The organism is Martinezella rhizogenes (assembly GCF_000799715.1).
Taxonomy (GTDB): Bacteria; Pseudomonadota; Alphaproteobacteria; order Rhizobiales; family Rhizobiaceae; genus Rhizobium; species Rhizobium rhizogenes_C.
Genome location: NZ_JUHG01000019.1, coordinates 292,278 through 309,373, shown reverse-complemented (window position 1 = coordinate 309,373; position 17,096 = coordinate 292,278). Strand labels below are relative to the sequence as shown.

General features: G+C 58.3%; 15 protein-coding genes and 1 pseudogene. 11 read left to right on the top strand and 5 right to left on the bottom strand.

Going from position 1 to position 17,096, the window contains the following annotated elements; all coding sequences use genetic code 11:
* Both EX00_RS31870 and EX00_RS29210 read left to right on the top strand, forming a co-directional pair.
* Positions 1-314, top strand: a 314-nt coding sequence (locus tag EX00_RS31870; RefSeq protein WP_210165819.1) for a hypothetical protein, incomplete at its 5' end; no start/stop codon positions are given.
* A 212-nt stretch (positions 315-526) separates the two neighbouring features.
* Positions 527-826: an alpha/beta fold hydrolase gene (locus EX00_RS29210; RefSeq protein ID WP_047465694.1), complete on the top strand. Its 300-nt coding sequence runs from the start codon at positions 527-529 to the stop codon at positions 824-826.
* 43 nt (positions 827-869) lie between these two features.
* On the opposite strand, the gene EX00_RS29205 is transcribed toward EX00_RS29210, so the two are convergent.
* Entirely contained in the window at positions 870-1,772 is a 903-nt protein-coding gene (locus EX00_RS29205) for a LysR family transcriptional regulator (protein WP_024316389.1), read from the bottom strand.
* A 109-nt stretch (positions 1,773-1,881) separates the two neighbouring features.
* Between EX00_RS29205 and EX00_RS29200 the strand changes: the two genes are divergently transcribed.
* From EX00_RS29200 to EX00_RS29185, 4 genes are read left to right on the top strand one after another with little or no spacing between them, the layout of a single operon-like run.
* The gene (locus EX00_RS29200) at positions 1,882-2,964 is read left to right on the top strand and encodes a 4-oxalomesaconate tautomerase (protein ID WP_047465690.1); all 1,083 of its coding nucleotides are present in this window, start codon (positions 1,882-1,884) and stop codon (positions 2,962-2,964) included.
* 47 nt (positions 2,965-3,011) lie between these two features.
* Complete coding sequence (locus EX00_RS29195; protein WP_047465687.1) at positions 3,012-4,013, top strand: ABC transporter substrate-binding protein; 1,002 nt, start codon at positions 3,012-3,014, stop codon at positions 4,011-4,013.
* A 15-nt stretch (positions 4,014-4,028) separates the two neighbouring features.
* On the top strand, positions 4,029-4,859 hold the full coding sequence (locus tag EX00_RS29190; protein WP_047465685.1) for an ABC transporter ATP-binding protein: 831 nt from the start codon (positions 4,029-4,031) through the stop codon (positions 4,857-4,859).
* Entirely contained in the window at positions 4,843-5,619 is a 777-nt protein-coding gene (locus EX00_RS29185) for an ABC transporter permease (protein WP_047465683.1), read from the top strand. Before EX00_RS29190 ends, EX00_RS29185 begins: the two co-directional genes overlap by 17 nt.
* A gap of 149 nt (positions 5,620-5,768) precedes the next feature.
* On the opposite strand, the pseudogene EX00_RS31350 reads toward EX00_RS29185, so the two are convergent.
* Positions 5,769-5,876, bottom strand: a pseudogene (locus tag EX00_RS31350) (integrase core domain-containing protein); the annotation flags it as partial.
* 230 nt (positions 5,877-6,106) lie between these two features.
* Between EX00_RS31350 and EX00_RS29180 the strand changes: the two are divergent.
* The 5 genes from EX00_RS29180 (at position 6,107) to EX00_RS29160 (ending at position 11,181) form a co-directional block, all read left to right on the top strand.
* Entirely contained in the window at positions 6,107-6,841 is a 735-nt protein-coding gene (locus EX00_RS29180) for an SDR family NAD(P)-dependent oxidoreductase (protein ID WP_047465680.1), read from the top strand.
* Between the two features lie 117 nt (positions 6,842-6,958).
* Positions 6,959-8,011, top strand: a complete 1,053-nt coding sequence (locus tag EX00_RS29175; RefSeq protein ID WP_047465679.1) for a polyamine ABC transporter substrate-binding protein — start codon at positions 6,959-6,961, stop codon at positions 8,009-8,011.
* Between the two features lie 130 nt (positions 8,012-8,141).
* A complete protein-coding gene (locus tag EX00_RS29170; protein WP_047465675.1) occupies positions 8,142-9,221 on the top strand; it encodes an ABC transporter ATP-binding protein in 1,080 nt (359 codons plus the stop codon).
* On the top strand, positions 9,218-10,399 hold the full coding sequence (locus EX00_RS29165; protein WP_047465672.1) for an ABC transporter permease: 1,182 nt from the start codon (positions 9,218-9,220) through the stop codon (positions 10,397-10,399). Before EX00_RS29170 ends, EX00_RS29165 begins: the two co-directional genes overlap by 4 nt.
* Positions 10,399-11,181: an ABC transporter permease gene (locus tag EX00_RS29160; RefSeq protein WP_047465669.1), complete on the top strand. Its 783-nt coding sequence runs from the start codon at positions 10,399-10,401 to the stop codon at positions 11,179-11,181. The genes EX00_RS29165 and EX00_RS29160 overlap by 1 nt, the downstream gene beginning before the upstream one ends.
* A gap of 438 nt (positions 11,182-11,619) precedes the next feature.
* On the opposite strand, the gene EX00_RS29155 is transcribed toward EX00_RS29160, so the two are convergent.
* Genes EX00_RS29155 through EX00_RS29145 form a run of 3 tightly spaced genes read right to left on the bottom strand, consistent with a single transcriptional unit; the run spans position 11,620 to position 17,088 of the window.
* Positions 11,620-13,398: a rhomboid family intramembrane serine protease gene (locus tag EX00_RS29155; protein WP_052211028.1), complete on the bottom strand. Its 1,779-nt coding sequence runs from the start codon at positions 13,396-13,398 to the stop codon at positions 11,620-11,622.
* A gap of 28 nt (positions 13,399-13,426) precedes the next feature.
* Positions 13,427-14,905 carry an HlyD family type I secretion periplasmic adaptor subunit gene (locus EX00_RS29150; RefSeq protein WP_047465666.1) on the bottom strand — a complete coding sequence of 493 codons (1,479 nt, stop codon included), beginning with the start codon at positions 14,903-14,905 and terminating at the stop codon, positions 13,427-13,429.
* Positions 14,902-17,088, bottom strand: a complete 2,187-nt coding sequence (locus tag EX00_RS29145) for a type I secretion system permease/ATPase (protein ID WP_047465664.1) — start codon at positions 17,086-17,088, stop codon at positions 14,902-14,904. The genes EX00_RS29150 and EX00_RS29145 overlap by 4 nt, the downstream gene beginning before the upstream one ends.
* Positions 17,089-17,096: the final 8 nt, after the last annotated feature.

Sequence of the window (17,096 nt, the reverse complement as noted above, 5' to 3'; positions counted from 1 at the left end):
AACGCCCCTCAGACTCAGATAAGAAAAACGCCGAGGCGGCGATTTGCGGCGATGCCGCAAGAGCATTCAGCCAAGTTTGTACGCTGACTATCCCATTCAATCCAACAGGCTTCAGCACTCCGCTGCAGCCAACAAGATCGGAGACTTCCATGTCTGACAAGAAAACAAGCGCTGTGGCAGCACAGCAGCCTTACGAGCCGATTCCCTTTGCCAAAAAGCACCGCATATCCGTGGAGGATGCAAAGGCTATCATTGAAAAGCACGGTTCAGACCGAAAGTCGGCCGACAAGGAAGGGCGACGCGTGAGTGTTTAACGAAGGCCCGATTCTGTAACTGTTCGGCATTGGTGTGTGGATCGAATTTCAACGTCCTTCTGAGGCTCAGGGGGCGGACCCATGCCGAATGCTCAACGGATAGTCAGGCTTCAAGTTCTGGGATTGGCAAGTCTGCGCCGACTTCCGCGGGGAACGAAGGAGACCAATGGCAAACGGCAACTGCCGCATTCAGAAGCTCCGTTTCTAACATCATGCAGGCGGCGGCGATCCCGTCGAGCATCTGGAAGGGCATCCTTGGCGGATTTTCCCGGCTTGACGTGACGCAGACGGCGAGCCGGATTTCCGTGCCGGTCCTGTGCCTTGCCGGCAGTGAGGATACGCTCTTCGGTGCGGACCATCGTCTTGCGCTTGCAAGTGCATTGTCCGATGTAAAATCTGTCCTCATGGGCGGTTTTGGCCACAATCCGCACTGGGAAGATCCGTCTCAGGTGGCGCTCCATGTCGAACGGTTTCTTCAAGGCGTTCTCGCTGCGGAAAAAGAGAACATTTGACTGTAACGTAATTGGAATACTGTCGCGGCAGCTCTTTAGTTGCTCAGTTTCCTTCGGCCCACGTCCCAATCAACATTGTCATGAAGCGCTCGGCTGCTGGCGAAAGCGTCCCACCGCGACGGCGCACAATGCCGATCGTTCGCGAGATTTGAGGATTACGAATAGGTCTCGTGACGAGGAACGGGTGCTCTTCCTGCGGTGTAGCGAGTTTCGGCAGAACCGAAATTCCAAGCCCGGCTTCCACCAGACCAAGCGATGTCGAAAGATGCGTGACTTCATAGGACCAGCGCAGTTTCAGGTTCGATTTCGCCAATGCTGCATCAAGAAGCGTACGATTGCCGCTGGACCGATGAACCGTGATCAGTTGATAGGGCGCCAGATCGTCCCATTCGAGTTCGCTCTTGGCCGCCAGTGGATGATCCTTGCGTGCCGCCAGCACGAATGGATCTTCGATGAGCCGGTCGAAGACAAGGTCTGGATCTGAAAAGCCCATGATATTGATGCCGAACTCGACCTCACCGCGGGCGACTGCCTGCAGACCGTCGGTGGCCGGCAAATCGAGAATGCGAAACCGAATATTGGGATACTCGGCGCTGAACTGCTTGATGACGGTCGGCAAAAAATAGAAAGCAGCCGTCGGTAGGCATGCGATCGTCACAAGGCCACTGCGCTGGGACCCGACATCGCGCACCGCAAACAGCGACGTGTCGAACTCTTCGAGCATTCGTCGCACCAGCGGGATCAGTTCCGCGCCAAGGGCGGTTGTCGAGACATGACGCGTCGTGCGCTCGAGCAAGGGCGCCCCGATTGCCAACTCGAGCTTCTGAATCCGCCGGCTGAGTGCCGGCTGGGAAAGATTAAGCGCTTCGGCAGAGCGATGGAAATTCTCCAGTTCGACGACCGACAAAAACGCGCGCAAATCCAATATCTCGCAATTAATGCTCATAGCGCATCATTCCCTCTGATATTCGCATTTCACATATCAATCGTTTTGCCGCTTACTGCAACAAAGAAGCTGATTGATATTTAAATCGCATCAGTATGTGGACACAACCATGAACGACCTGATTTCCATCCCCTGTGTTCTGATGCGAGGCGGCACCTCCAAAGGACCGTTTTTTCTCGCATCCGACCTTCCGTCGGATGCGCGTCAGCGCGATCAGATCCTGCTTTCGGTTATGGGATCCGGTCACCCGTTGCAGATCGATGGAATCGGTGGCGGCAATCCGGTCACCAGCAAGGTCGCCATCGTTGGTCCAGCAACAGTGTCCGATGCCGATGTGGATTATCTGTTCGCTCAGGTCCGCATCGATCAGCAATTCGTCGATACCTCGCCCAACTGCGGAAATATGCTGGCGGCCGTCGGGCCGTTCGCGATCGAGGCTGGCCTGGTCAAGGCGGCAACGGGGTTAACCCGCGTGCGCATTCACAACGTTAATACTGGCAAATTGATTGAAGCCGAGGTTCCGACCCCTGATGGCAGCGTTGCCTACATGGGAGATGCTTCGATCGACGGCGTGCCCGGCAATGCTGCGCCAATTGCGCTGACCTTCATGGATGCTGCCGGGGCACGCACAGGCATGCTTTTTCCCACCGGCAACCCGCGCGACAGCATTGACGGTATCGATGTCACCTGCATTGACTGCGCTATGCCGATGATGTTGCTGGAAGCCACCGCTCTCGGCGCGACGGGCAACGAACCTGCTGCCGAGCTCAATGCCAACGGTGCATTGCTCGAACGGCTCGAAACTCTGAGGCTCGAAGCCGGCCGGCGCATGGGTATGGGTGACGTCAGCAATCAGGTTACGCCAAAGCCGGTTCTGATCTCCAGGCCCGACAAGGGCGGTGATCTTCGCGTGCGCTATTTCATGCCGCATCAGTGCCATCCATCTCTCGCAACGACCGGTGCGGTCGGCATCGCCACGGCCTGCATCAGCGACGGAACCGTCGCCTCGCGGCTGATCGGCGACCGCAAGCCACCGGTCGTTCTCGTTCTGGAACATCCAAGCGGTCGTTTGGAAGTGAAACTGGATACCCGCGACGGCAAGACAGTTGCCGGAATCCTGCGGACGGCCCGGCGCCTCTTCGAGGGCCAGGTCTTTGCAAAACCTATCGCGCAAATGGTTTGCGCCGCATAATCGAAAGTGGTTGCCGGGAGGGCGCCACGCATCAGGGAGGAATACACATGCGTAAACTTTTGCTCGCCCTTGCGGCAACGGTCGCTTTTGCCGGTTCGGTTTTTGCGGAGCCTGTCCGCATCAGCGTCGGGTCCTACAACCTCAACAACCTGCCCTTCCCGGTCGCGGCTGGCCTCGGTCTCTACGAGAAGGAAGGTCTTGAGGTGACCGTCGAAAACTTCGCATCCGGCGGTTCCAAGACGCTGCAGGCGCTTGTCGCCGGCTCGACGGATATCGCCGTCGGCTTCTACGATCATACGATCCAGATGCAGTCGCAGAACAAGGCCGTCGTCGGCTTTGTCCAGCTTGCGCGCAATTCGGGCCTGGTTCTGGCTGGCGGCAAGGGCACAACCTTCGATCCGGCTAAACCCGAGACAATCAAGGGCGCGAAAATTGGCATCACCTCACCGGGTTCATCCTCGGACTTCTTCGTCCGCTACTATCTGCGGCGCAACAATCTCTCGGCCGACGACATCTCGTTGATCGGCGTTGGCTCAGGCGCGGCCGCAGTCGCGGCGCTCGAGCAAGGGAAAGTTGATCTGTTGGTCAACTACGATCCAGCGGTAACCTTTATCGAAGCCAAGGGTGTCGGCAAGATTTTGATCGACGCTCGCAGTGACGAGGGTGCTAAGGAAATTTACGGGGGAATCTACCCGACCTCCGTCCTTTATGCGACGCAGGCCTATATCGATGAGAACCCGGAAACCATCCAGAAGGTCACGAACGCGACCGTTAAGGCACTGGCCTGGATGAACACACATAGCGCTGAAGAGATCGTCGAAAAACTGCCGAAAGAATTCATCTCCGGCGACCGGGACACCTATGTGAAGGCCGTCCAGAATGCCAAACCGATCTTCTCGGTGGACGGCAAATTCAGCGAGACCGACACGCAGACGCCGTTGGCCGTTCTCAAGAGTTTCAACGAAAAAGTTGCTGCCGCGACAATCGATCTTTCCAAAACCTACACGAACGCTTTCGTGGACAAGGTGACGGATAAGACCATCAACTGATCCTAGGAGGAGGCCATGTCTTTGGCTGTCGTAACACCTATGCCTATCCCGACGGGACAGCAAAACGCAAAGTCGATGGTATCGATCGACGCCGTGACAATGTCGTTTGGTTCCTATGTCGCGGTGCAGGACGTCAATCTGGCGGTTGCCGATGGCGAGTTTCTCACCATCGTCGGCCCAACTGGTTGCGGCAAGAGCACCATTTTGAATGCGATCGCAGGGCTTCTGAAACCCGCGAGCGGAACGGTGACGATCGACGGTACGCCGGTAAAGGGCGTCCAGAACGAGATCGGCTATCTCTTCCAGCAGGACGCGCTGCTCCCGTGGAAGACATCCATCGAGAATGTCGAACTCGGCCTGATGTTCAGGGGTGTTGCAGCCGCCGAGCGCCGCGAGCGTTCCATGAGCTGGCTTGCCAAGGTCGGGCTCAAGGGCTTCGAACACCGTTATCCGCACCAACTGTCCGGCGGCCAGCGCAAACGTGTCCAGATGGCGCAAGCGCTCATTGCCGGTCCGAAGGTGATCCTAATGGACGAACCGTTCTCGGCTCTCGACATCCATACGCGGCATCTCATGCAGAACGAACTGCTGCGCCTTTGGCAGGAAGAACGTCGCGCCGTGGTCATGATCACGCACGACCTTGAAGAGGCAATCGCGCTGGGAGACCGCGTCGCCATTCTGGCCGCTGGCCCTCGTTCGCGGGTCATCGAATGTTTCCCGGTCGATCTAGAACGGCCACGAGACGTGGCTGAGATCAAACTCGATCCACGCTTTATGGATCTGTATCGCAATATCTGGGCTTCCCTGCGCGGCGAAGTGGAGAAAAGCTATGAACGTCGTGACTGAACGCATTATCCAGCTCGGCATGCTGGTTTTTATCCTCGGCGGCTGGCAGCTCGGCGTGACCGCCGGCTTCATCGATGTCTTCTTCTTTCCCGCTCCGCTCGACATCTTCAACCAAATCGTCACCTGGATCGTTGACCCCAGCTTCTATCGGCACGTTTCCATTACACTGACCGAGACAGTACTCGGCTACATCATCGGCACGGGTCTTGGTGTAGCCGCCGGTGTCTGGCTTGGTCTCAGCCGTAGCGCCGCCCGGATCCTCGATCCGTTCATCAAGGCACTCAACGCCATTCCTCGCGTCGTTCTCGCGCCTATCTTCGTCCTCTGGCTGGGCCTCGGTCTCTGGTCCAAGGTGGCGCTCGCCGTCACGCTGGTCTTCTTCATCACTTTCTTCAACGCGATGCAGGGTGTGCGCGAAGTTAATCCGGTGGTCCTGGCAAATTCAAAAATCCTTGGGGCCAAACATTCCGATCTGTTGCGGCACGTCTATTTCCCGGCAGCGGCCAGCTGGATTTTGTCCTCCCTTCGCACGTCCGTCGGCTTCGCGGTGGTCGGCGCCATCATTGGTGAATATCTCGGCTCCTCTGCAGGGCTCGGTTACCTGATCGCGCAAGCGGAAGGCAATTTCGACGCGGTCGGTGTGTTTGCCGGTATCATTATCCTGGCCATGTTCGTGCTTGTCATCGATCGAATTCTCGATGTTCTGGAAGGCCGGCTTATCAAGTGGAGGCCGAATGCCGCAGAAGAGAGAGCGGCGTAGCTAACCGATCCAGTTTTGATGTGAATTGGAACTGGGGTGCCTCCATCGGCACCCCGTTCTTTTTGGCCTTGAGTTCGAACGAGCAATCAACGCTTGACTGATCTGTTTGATCAACCTGCCAAAATAGCAGCCTTCTGAGCGTGCGTTGTTTGATCGAGACCGAAGAACAGGGTCTTGTTGAGCAACTCGTCGCGCATCCAACCGTTGAAATTCTCGGCATAGCCGTTCTGCATTGGCTTCCCCGGCGCGATGTAGTGATCGAGGCAACAAAGCCCATGGATCGACATGAGCGGCCGTTGCGGAGTACCATTTTTAGGCGAATTGCCCTACTTCAGAGCAATCAAGTAGCGTTATTGGCGCACATTTCAGCGGAATTTCGGTTTCGAAAAGATTCGCTTCGCGCTTGCGAAAAACAACTTGTCACAGGTCGATGGCAACATAATATACCGATATATTGCCTGATCTCTCATACCTTTGGAGTTATCGCATGGCAGTTCCCTATATGCTTCTGACCGGCGCAAGCCGCGGAATAGGCCATGCGACCGTGAAGCTCTTTCAGGAAAAGGGCTGGCGCATTCTGACCGTTTCGCGTCAGGCCTTTTCGGAGGAATGCCGGTGGCCTTCAGCGCGGGAAAGTCACATTCAGGCCGACCTCAGCGACCTCTCCAGCATCGCGGATCTGGCTAAGGTCGTACGCTCGCTGCTACCGGAGGGGAAGCTTGCGGCTCTCGTCAACAATGCCGGAATTTCTCCGAAGGGACTGGGCGGGTCTCGACTTGGCGTTGCCGATACGGACGCCGAGACATGGACACAGGTGCTGAACGTCAACCTCGTTTCGACTGCCCTTCTGGCACGCGAACTGATGCCGGAGCTGGAAGCGGCAAAGGGGTCGATCGTCAGCGTCACGTCCATCGTCGGCTCCAGGGTCCATCCCTTTGCCGGTGTGGCCTACGCCGCCTCGAAAGCGGGCCTGGCCGCCCTGACGCGAGAACTGGCGCATGAGTTCGGCCCGCGTGGTATCCGGGCAAATGCCATCGCGCCTGGTGAGATCGATACGGCCATTCTGTCTCCGGGCACCGCAGCGTTTGTCGATGCGGAAGTGCCGTTGGGACGCCTCGGCACGACCCGCGAGGTCGCGCAGACCATCTATTTTCTCTGTTCCGACAACTCCAGCTACATCAACGGAGCGGAGATACACATCAACGGCGGGCAACACGTCTAATCAACACAAGAGATGCGGGCAAACCGCATCATTTCTGGAGGAAACGGACGGACGGGCAAAAGCAGGATCAGCACGCTTCAGGATAATAGTCCGGGGCGAAATCTAAAGGGGAACGCAATGAAAAGTGCATTCAAAACGGCTTTCCTCGGTGCGCTGGCGCTGGGATCAGTGACATTCCTGGCGGGCCAAGCATCCGCTCGGGATCTGACGATCGTGGGCTGGGGCGGCGTCGCGCAGGCGGCACAGAGCGACATCTATTTCAAGCCGTTCGCAGCGAAGACCGGCAAACCGTTCGTCGACGAAAGCTGGGACGGCGGCTACGGCGTGCTTCAGGCGAAAATGAAAGCCGGCGCTCCGAACTGGGATGTCGTGCAGGTCGAAGCGGAAGAACTGGCGCTTGGCTGCGCCGATGGCCTTTTCGAGAAGCTTGACTGGGACAAGATGGGCGTGAAGGACGAATTCCTTCCCGGCGCCGCCAGCGAATGCGGTGCGGGCGTGATCTACTGGTCGCTGGCCATGGGATATGACGGTGACAAGATCAAGGATGGCCCGAAGAACTGGGCCGATTTCTGGGATATGAAGAAGTTTCCCGGCAAACGCTCACTGCGCAAGGGTGCGAAATACAATCTCGAATTCGCGCTTCTGGCCGATCGTGTGAAGCCTGCAGAACTCTATGACGTGCTGTCGACGGAAGAGGGTGTCAATCGCGCTTTCAAGAAACTCGACGAGCTGAAGTCGAACATCGTCTGGTGGGAAGCCGGTGCCCAGCCGGTGCAGTATCTGGCATCGGGCGAAGTTACGCTCACATCCATCTACAACGGTCGCGTGACCGGCATCAACAAGGCTGAAGGCAAGCACTTCAAGATCGTCTGGCCGCAAAGCATGTATGCCATCGACAGCTGGGTCATCCTGAAGGGTTCGGAAAACAAGGATGCGGCGCAGGATTTCATCGCCTTCGCAAGCCAGGCCGAAAATCAGGCCAAACTTCCGCTTTTGGTCGATTACGGCATCCCCAACATGAAGGCCGCCGCCACCATTCCGCCTGAAGTCGACGCAAACCTGCCGACAAACCCGCAGAATATGAAGGATGCGGTAGCTCTGAATGTTGATTTCTGGATCGACAACTCCGAGGCCCTGACCGCGCGCTTCAACGCCTGGCTCGCCCAGTAATAAACCTCCGCCAAGCAGCGCGGGGGACCGACAGTCGGTCTCCCGTCGATGCGATTGACATGACGAAGTCATGCGCATGCCGTCCCTGAGCATGCAGCCATGACCATCCATGCGAAAGAGGAAACGAATCTTGGCTGAGTTGCGCATACGCTTCGATGGCGTCAGTAAATATTACGGCCCTTTGTGCGTCGTCGACAAGCTGCGGCTGGACATAGAAAAGGGTGAGTTCGTTAGCCTTCTGGGGCCTTCCGGTTCCGGCAAGACGACCTTGCTGATGATGCTTGCAGGCTTCGAGACGGCCACCGAGGGCGAGATCTTCGTCGATGGCTACCGTGTGAACGATCTTCCCTCGCACAAGCGTGACATGGGCGTCGTCTTCCAAAACTACGCGCTGTTTCCGCATATGACGGTCGGATTGAATGTCGCCTTCCCGCTTCAGATGCGCGGCGTACCCAAGGCCGAGATCACCGACAGGGTCAAACGGGCACTCGACATGGTGCAGCTTTCGGCCTTGATCGACCGCAAACCTTCGCAACTCTCCGGCGGCCAGCAACAGCGTGTCGCGCTGGCGCGTGCATTGGTGTTCGAACCCCGGGTTCTGCTGATGGACGAGCCGCTCGGCGCTCTCGACAAGAACCTTCGCGAGCAGATGCAGCTCGATATCCGCGCCCTGCATCAAAGCCTCGGCCTGACCATCGTCTTCGTAACCCACGATCAGGGTGAAGCCTTGACGATGTCGGATCGTATTGCCGTTTTCAACAAGGGCAAGATCGAGCAGATTGGCACGCCCCGGCAGATCTATGATGAACCGCAGACCCGCTTCGTCGCCGAGTTCATTGGAGAGACCAACCTGATCGAAGGCGTCGTCACGGCGTCCGATGACGGCTCGACGGCTATCCGGACGGCGGACGGAAGCACGATCCGGATTGCCGCGGCTAGCGACAAGGTACCCGGCGCCGCCGTTTCGGCTTCGCTGAGACCCGAGCGCATCGTGCTTGGCGACGGCAGCGAACGGGACGGTTCCTGTAACCACATGGACGCCACTGTCGCCGACTGCGTGTATCAGGGAGACCATTTGCGGATCCAGCTGACCGGGGCCAACGGCGCGTCCTATGTTGCGCGTCTGGATCGCAAGTCCACGGAGCCGGCGAGAGGTGCGAAAGTCACGGCATCCTTCAGCCCGGACGACTGCAAGGTGATCCGCGCATGAGGGCCGGAAGTGTCTTGCGCAGATGCGGTCCCGTGCTTTTGGTCCTGCCGCTTTTGCTGTTTATCTGCCTGTTTTTCCTATGGCCGATTGTCATGGTCCTCACGCAGTCGGTCTCCGACAACGCCGTGCTGCGCCTTCTACCCCGAACCGCGCTAGTTGCAGCGGACTGGGACGGAAAATCGGCACCGGACACCACCTTGCAGCTGGCATTCGTCACCGATCTTCGCAGCGTCACTGACGACCAGGCGATGGGGGACATGGTCCGGCGGCTCAACAGTGCGCAGCCCGGCTTTCGGACACTGATGAGCAAGACGATCAAGGCCGCAGGGGAACAGAGGGATGGTCCGATCGATCTTATCGCGCTCGACAGGAAATGGGGCCAGCCGCAATACTGGAAGGCAATTACCGACGCCCTTTCTCCGACGACGGATCGCTATCTCCTCGCATCCGTGGATCTGATGCGCAATGACGCTGGCGATATCATTTCCCAGCCCCCCGAGCATACGATCAATCGGGCCGTCTTTGCACGAACCTTCTGGATCTGCGCTGTCGTGACGGCCTGCTGCCTGATGCTGGGTTATCCCTTTGCGCTGCTGATCACCATTGCCACCGGCTGGAAAAAGCAGGTGCTGCTGGCGGCGGTGCTGCTGCCCCTGTGGACATCTCTGCTGGTGCGCACCGCCGCGTGGTTCATTCTTCTGCAGGAAAAGGGTCTCATCAACGATGCGCTGATGTCACTCGGCATCATTTCCTCCCCCCTCTCGCTGATCTTCAACCGCAGCGGTGTGATCATCGCGATGACCCATGTGCTGTTGCCGCTGATGGTTCTGCCGATCTATAGCGTGCTGCTGACAATTCCCCGGAACCTCATGCCTGCGGCGGCTTCCCTCGGCGCCCATCCGATCAGAGCCTTCCTGCGCGTCCTGCTCCCCCTGAGTTTCAATGGTATTGCCGCCGGCTCACTTCTCGTTTTCATGTCGGCGATCGGCTACTACATCACGCCGGCGCTGATCGGCGGAGCCGGGGACCAGATGATCAGCTCCTTCATCGCCTTCCACGCCTCGAATTCCGGCAACTGGGGAATGGCGAGCGCACTTGGCATCGTCCTTCTGGCCGTCACCATCGTTCTTTATGCGGTCTACGATCGCCTTGTTGCGCCGCGGGAAAGGAACGTCTGATGCCGGCAAAGATCGTCCAGCTCCTTTTCGCTTGCCTGATGGCCGCGTTTCTAGTCATCCCGCTTCTCGTCATTCTGCCGCTGGCCTTCACCTCCAGCGCGCTCCTGATCTATCCCATCCCGTCGTTCTCGCTTCGCTGGTTCGTCGAACTGCTCACGGCGCCGGCATGGCAGCGCGGCATTATCAACAGCCTGATCATCGGCGCGGGAACAACAATTCTGGCCACCGTTCTCGGGGTCCTTGCCTCCCTAGGGTTGCGTCGCCGCTGGCCGTTGATTGGCGGGTTGGTCCGCACGCTGTTCATGCTGCCCATGGTGGTGCCCGCTGTCGTTCTCGGGATTGGCATGCAGATCCTGATTGCCCACATCGGTCTGGCAAACACCTATCTTGCGGTCATCATCGCCCATACGGTTGTTTCCATCCCGTTCGTGATCGTCAGCGTGACCGGGTCGCTGTCCGGCATAGACCGGAAGGTGGAACTTGCAGCCGCAAGTCTTGGTGCATCTCCCTCGGTGGTGTTTCGCCGGGTCACCTTGCCACTTGCCATGCCCGGCGTATTGTCAGGCGCCGTCCTCGCCTTCGCAACCTCGCTTGATGAGGTCGTGTTGACCCTCTTCGTGGCAGGACCGAACCAGCGGACGCTGGCGCGGCAGATGTTCTCGACGATCCGGGACAATATCAGCCCGGCAATCGCGGCAGCCGCTTTCCTTTTTATTGCAAGCACGCTGTTTATTGCCGCATTGATCCTGCTTGTCAGGAGACGCGGCGTCGCTGCGACATAGGAAGAGCCGGCCCATCTAACGACACACCGTAGGCATCTGGTCGACTGACCCTGGCGGACGCGACAGAACCGAACGACGTTGGCGCAAGGTCGCCGCCGGTGGAATAGAGATAAAAGTTCCATAATTTCTAGTTACGAAGCACAATCTATGATTGCTTACGCATAATTTAATTCAACCGCGCATTCGACAAACTTTGCTCATGCTTGGCTATCGCCAGCCAAGCAGCAATATCGGCATTGAGCGGATCAGGATCAAGCGGGCATCCCTCAAGGGCGAGAAACCGCGCCGCCAAAATTCAGTGGCCTCCTCATCAACGGCATTGACCGTCAATACCGATTAGCGATGCGGCGACAAACGAACCATCGGTACATGCAAACAGCCGCGCAGATCATCCTTCAATCGAATCACGGCGTAACTCGCCAACCCGTCGTCCGATCCTCAGGTCTTTTGTCTTTCAAGCCGACCTAACTCACCCCCTGCGCCCTTATACTCCATGAAAGTGCTCGGGCAGGATAAGAGGGCGGCTTTGAACTTTTGAGTTGCCTCAACAGGCTCCCCGCGTAAGAGATGCCATTCACCGATATAGAATATAGCCTCACAAAGACTGTCGCTATTGGTAGCCTTTGCGGTAACTTCTTCCGGTTTCAGCTCTCCAAGGAAAAGCTGATAGACTGGATAAGGCCATTTGCCTTCATCCAGCTTGCCTGCCTCGACACCAAGGTCAGTTGCTGCCCGACTATCATTACCCCGTGTCTGGGCGAGGAAGCGCCATAGATGATAATAGGGAGCCGCTTCCGGGTTCAGCGTTACCCTTGCTGCGAAGTCGTCAGCCGCCAGCTGATATTGCCCCTGAAAATATTGCACGAATGGATCCGCGATATAGCCAGCGCGGAGCTGGCTGACGGGCCAAATCGAACCGAGTGCGACGACAGCGAATGCAATGCTGCCAACGAGAGCCGCCGTGCCCAAACGAGGATGAAACCGCTGGCGTGGCCAAACCTTAAGCAGGGCCAGAGAAACCGCTCCGCCGGCGAGTGCTCCCCCCAGATGAGCGGCGTAGTCGATCTGCATGCCATCGGCCGTCTGGGCGAGGAACGGCAGCAATGAGGGTACCAGGATTTGGATTGCTCCTATCCGCAGGATGGATGGCAATGGACCGGACGGGAAATGAAAGCTTGCAACGACCACCGCTGCAAACAGGCCGATGATGCCACCGGAGGCGCCCACGCCAACCATGTTGGAAGGGTTGATCAAAAGCGACGCCACGGACCCACCAATGGCACTGATGCAAAAGAGCCCGGCAAACCAGCGCCAACCGATGAGCCGTTCCAGCAGGATACCAGCCCGCCAAAGCGCAAAGCAATTGAAGATGAGATGCATTATACTGCCATGGAGCAAGGCAGCCGTCACCAATCTCCACCACTCACCATACAGCAGGATCCTTTGACGGAACGTCCCACCGAGCACTAATAGCGTCTGGGTGCTTGGTGCACCCTCGTTTGGCGGAACAACACCGAATTTAAGCTCCGCGACATAGACAACGATCAGAATGGCGGTGAGGCCGTAGGTGAAGAGCGGGTGCCCCTTCAAGCTGAAGACCGGTTCTACATACTGGTCGGCCTGGGAGGCTACAGCGTGGTCGTCGTCCGCCAGTGATTGCTCCTCACGATCCTTAGCCAGAAATTCAAGGCACCGATTATAGATCCAGTCTGGATCAGCCCGAAGCAGCTTCAAGGAAATGACGGCTGGGGTTGCTTGCCCTTGCAAAGCTCTAGGTAGCCAGCGCACAAATCCACGCCTCGTCAAGGTTCGTGCCACAATTGGATCCAGATCGACATACACTTGATCGGTACGTTTACGCTGATATCTGCGGATATTGCGGACAGATCGCCAAGGTATTGTTTCGTCGAAATAGGTTTCGGTGTAGATCCCGTCCGGCGATATGATGAGCCCCGGCTTGCCTCGAGTTGCCTTGATTAACAAGGCGAGCCCAAGAAGGCTGATAAGGGCTGCAAGTGGCCAACAGAAAATTGCGCTCAGGTGTGGGTGCCCAGGCCTATCGGGTAGAAATGCGCTACCTGCAATAGCGGCCGCAATGACTTGCGCCATAAAGGCTAGCCATAACAGCCTACCCGTGTCGTAGGCGAATTCCGTTTTCCGCGGCACCTTTGCGTCCACAACGAAGCTCTCGAGCAAAATGCTGTCTTGGTCAAACATCTTGGTGACGTACCTCTTTAAAAGCACCTCATCGCTCCTGCATAGACTGCGAGGTGACCTCGACGATGGGCGAGAACAGATATTCCAGGATCCGGCGTTTGCCGGTCTTGATCTCGGCGGTGGCCGCCATCCCCGCAGACAGCGGGACCGAATGGCCGTCGACATTCATAGTGCTGTTATCGAGCTTGATGGTTACGGGGAAGACCAGGTTCTGAACCCGCTGTACATTCGTCGTCGGCACGGTCGCCTGCAGCTGCTTTGTCGGATCACCCTCGAGCTGATTGGCATCCGGTTCAGGGATAGCGTCAGTCGCAACCGCCGTCACACGGCCATGGACCACGCCGTAACGCGTGAATGGAAACGCCTCGACCTTGACCACCGCGGTCTGTCCGATCGATACGAAGCCGATATCGCTGTTCGGGAGATAGGCTTCGATCTCCAGCGCCGAATTCTCTGGCACGATGCGCATGAGCTCGACGCCAGTCGTCACGACTTGCCCGACGGTATTGATCGAGGACGATTGCACCGTGCCATCGATCGGGGTGGCGATCGTCATGGCTTCTCGCCGATTGCGTGCCTTGACAAATTGCCGGTCGAGTTCGTCGGCCTGACGCGATGCATCGCCGGCCTTCTGGACATTGTCTGCCACAAAGGTTTGAACCGTCTTCTCGCCATCGCTTGATGTCACAGAAAGCGAAGCCTTGGCCTCTTCGAGCTGGCCAGTTTCTTCGGCAAGCGTCGCCTCTTCCTTCTGGCTCGTCTCCTGCGCATCGATGACACCGGACTTAGAACCGGCCGACTGATCCACCAGAGCCGAGCGGATGGCAACCCGCTCGTTGAGAGTGTCGACCAGCCTCTTCTGCGCCGTCATGGTCTGCTGCAGTCGGGCGACGGTTGCCTGCTGCTGAGTGTGCTGTGCGGCAAGATTGGTAATGCTGGACGCAAGCTGCGACAGGTCGGCTCGATAAATAGATTGCTCCCGGTCGCGGATGCTGACCGGCGTATCGCCTGCGAAGGCCAGCGGAGCTTCAGAAATTGCCTTCCCGATTGCCCATATGCCATGGTTTCGCCACTGCTCGACGGTTGCCAGAACTGCCTTGCGACGGATCATCTCGCCCCGGTAGGCCTGGAGATTGACCACGATGGCTTCTTCATCCGACTTAAACTCGGTATCGTCGAGCTGAACGACAATGTCGCCGGCCTTGACGTGCGAGCCGTTGGTGACCGGAATGGACCTGGTCTTGCCGACCTCGATCGACTGGATGACCTTGACGCGTCCCGTCGGCTGGATCTTGCCCTGTGCCGTCGAAACGATGTCAAAGGTGCCGAGATAGCTCCACAGCAGCGTACTGCCGACCACGACGGCGATGAACCAGATGAAGGCCGTGCGGATCGGAGAAGCCGGCGTCTCGAGGATCTCCAGAGCCGCCGGCAGGAATTCGTTCTCGACCTTCGTGCGCCGTTGCGGCCTGCCTGGACGTTTCGGGGGCTTGACCACCTGGTTCATGGCTGGTTGAGCCCAGACTGCAATTGCCAGAGATGGGCATAGAGGCCGTTCGGGCGGGCAAGCAGGGTGTCATGCGTGCCTTCTTCGACGATACGGCCATCCTTCATGCCGATGATGCGGTCGCAATGCCTGACGGTCGCCAGGCGGTGGGCGATGATGATAACCGTCCTGCCTTTGACGATCTCGCGCATGTTGGCGAGGATGATGCGCTCGCTCTCGTAGTCCAGCGCGCTGGTCGCCTCGTCGAGGATCAGCATCGGCGGATTGGTCGCCAGCGCACGCGCGATCGCCAATCGTTGACGCTGGCCACCCGAAAGGTTGGCTCCGCGTTCCTCAATCAGCGTATCGTAGCCTTTCGGTAGCTTGGCGATGAACTCCTCCGCCCCCGACAGGCGGGCCATCTGAATGGCGGCGGCGCGTGACATGGACGGATTGACCAGACAGATGTTGTCGTGGATCGTCCGGTTGAACAGCATGTTCTCCTGCAGCACGACGCCGATATTGGACCGCACCCAGGCGGGATCGACCTGGGCTATATCCTGTCCATCGACGAAGACCTGGCCGCGGTTCGGACTATAAAAGCGCTGGACCAGCTTGGTGAGGGTGGATTTGCCGGAGCCGGATGGCCCAACGATGCCGATCACCTCGCCCGGCCGGACCGACAGGGAGATATCGCGCAGCACTTCTGGGCCATCGGCGGTGTAGCGGAAGTTCACACCCTTGAAGGCGATAGCGCCGCGCGGCTTCGGCAGGCTGACGGAGACTTCTGGGCGTGGCTCCGGTGGAGCATTGAGAATGTCGGCGAGGCGGGCCACCGACACTTGTACCTGCTGGAAATCCTGCCAGAGCTGCGACAGGCGCAGGATCGGCTGTGAGACCTGGCCGGCAATCATGTTGAAGGCTACCAGCGCTCCCACTGTCAGTTCGCCATTGATGACCGCCTGGGCGCCGAACAACAGCAGTGCCGCAGACGTGATCTTGTTGACATACTGGATGGCGTTCTGGCCCTTGGCGGCCAGCATGGTCGTGGCAAAGGAGGATTGCACGTAGCCGGCCAGCCGCTCTTCCCATTGCGCTGCGACGACCGGCTCGACGGCAGAAGCCTTCAGCGTCTGGACGCCGACGACGGTCTCGACGAGTAGCTGCTGGCTATAGGCGCCCCGTTCGAACTTCTCGTCGATCTTCTCCTTCAGAAACGGCCGCACCAGAAAGCCGATCGCCAGATAGAAGGGGATCGATGCGACGACGATCCAGGCAAGCTTCGAGGAATAGGAAAACAGCACGAAGATGAAGACGACGGTAAAGATCAGGTCGAGGCCGGAGAACAGCCCTTGCCCTGTCAGGAAATTGCGGATCGTTTCCAACTCCCGAACGCGGGCGATCGTCTGGCCCGTTGCCCGCGTCTCGAAATAGGAGAGCGGCAGGTTCAGCATATGCCGGAACAGCCGCCGTCCGAGCTCGACATCGATGCGGTTGGTCGTATGCGACAACGCGTAGGTTCGAAGATATTGCAGCACCACATCGAACAGGCCGACGGCGGCAAGGCCGACCACCAGGACGATCAGCGTCGAATAGCTGCGATGGGCCAAAACCTTGTCGACCACCACCTGGAAGAACAGCGGCGTGACGAGCGCGAAGATCTGCACGATCAGCGAGGCAAGCAGGACATGACCGAAGGCATGGCGATAGCGCCAGATCGACGGCAGAAACCATCGAAACCCGAAATTGCCGCTGAATCCGCCAGGGCCGGACAGACGCCGCTGCAACAGGATGAAATGCCCGGCCGTCTCGGCGAGCAGCTCATGGGCACCGAGATTGCGGCTGGAGAAATCGACCGGATCGATAACCCGATAGGTCCCGTCCGGGGTTACTCCGCCGAAGACGGCGAAGTTGCCGTCGGTCAGGCAGGCGATAGCGGGCGTGGGAAGCGTCGTAAGACGAGCGTCGCTCTGGATCTCGACGTGCTTTGCCTTCAATCCGACGAGCTTCGCTGCGCGTAGGAGATCATTGCGTCTGGACGCCTTTGACAGTGCAAGATCGCGGGCGAGGACATCGGGATTGGAGGCGATGCGGAAGTAGCCAGCAATCGCCGCGATCGCCGCCAAACCGCTATCCGGACGTTTTGCTGCGTCCTCGGAAGAGAGCGGAGGCGGATCTGGGGAAATAGTGATTGTTTGGTCCATATGGTCGG

Coding starts and splice junctions, on each gene's coding strand:
- EX00_RS29210 (WP_047465694.1), top strand. CDS start 527: ATGCAGGCGGCGGCGATCCCGTCGAGCATCTGGAAGGGCATCCTTGGC.
- EX00_RS29205 (WP_024316389.1), bottom strand. CDS start 1,772: ATGAGCATTAATTGCGAGATATTGGATTTGCGCGCGTTTTTGTCGGTC.
- EX00_RS29200 (WP_047465690.1), top strand. CDS start 1,882: ATGAACGACCTGATTTCCATCCCCTGTGTTCTGATGCGAGGCGGCACC.
- EX00_RS29195 (WP_047465687.1), top strand. CDS start 3,012: ATGCGTAAACTTTTGCTCGCCCTTGCGGCAACGGTCGCTTTTGCCGGT.
- EX00_RS29190 (WP_047465685.1), top strand. CDS start 4,029: ATGTCTTTGGCTGTCGTAACACCTATGCCTATCCCGACGGGACAGCAA.
- EX00_RS29185 (WP_047465683.1), top strand. CDS start 4,843: ATGAACGTCGTGACTGAACGCATTATCCAGCTCGGCATGCTGGTTTTT.
- EX00_RS29180 (WP_047465680.1), top strand. CDS start 6,107: ATGGCAGTTCCCTATATGCTTCTGACCGGCGCAAGCCGCGGAATAGGC.
- EX00_RS29175 (WP_047465679.1), top strand. CDS start 6,959: ATGAAAAGTGCATTCAAAACGGCTTTCCTCGGTGCGCTGGCGCTGGGA.
- EX00_RS29165 (WP_047465672.1), top strand. CDS start 9,218: ATGAGGGCCGGAAGTGTCTTGCGCAGATGCGGTCCCGTGCTTTTGGTC.
- EX00_RS29160 (WP_047465669.1), top strand. CDS start 10,399: ATGCCGGCAAAGATCGTCCAGCTCCTTTTCGCTTGCCTGATGGCCGCG.
- EX00_RS29155 (WP_052211028.1), bottom strand. CDS start 13,398: ATGTTTGACCAAGACAGCATTTTGCTCGAGAGCTTCGTTGTGGACGCA.
- EX00_RS29150 (WP_047465666.1), bottom strand. CDS start 14,905: ATGAACCAGGTGGTCAAGCCCCCGAAACGTCCAGGCAGGCCGCAACGG.
- EX00_RS29145 (WP_047465664.1), bottom strand. CDS start 17,088: ATGGACCAAACAATCACTATTTCCCCAGATCCGCCTCCGCTCTCTTCC.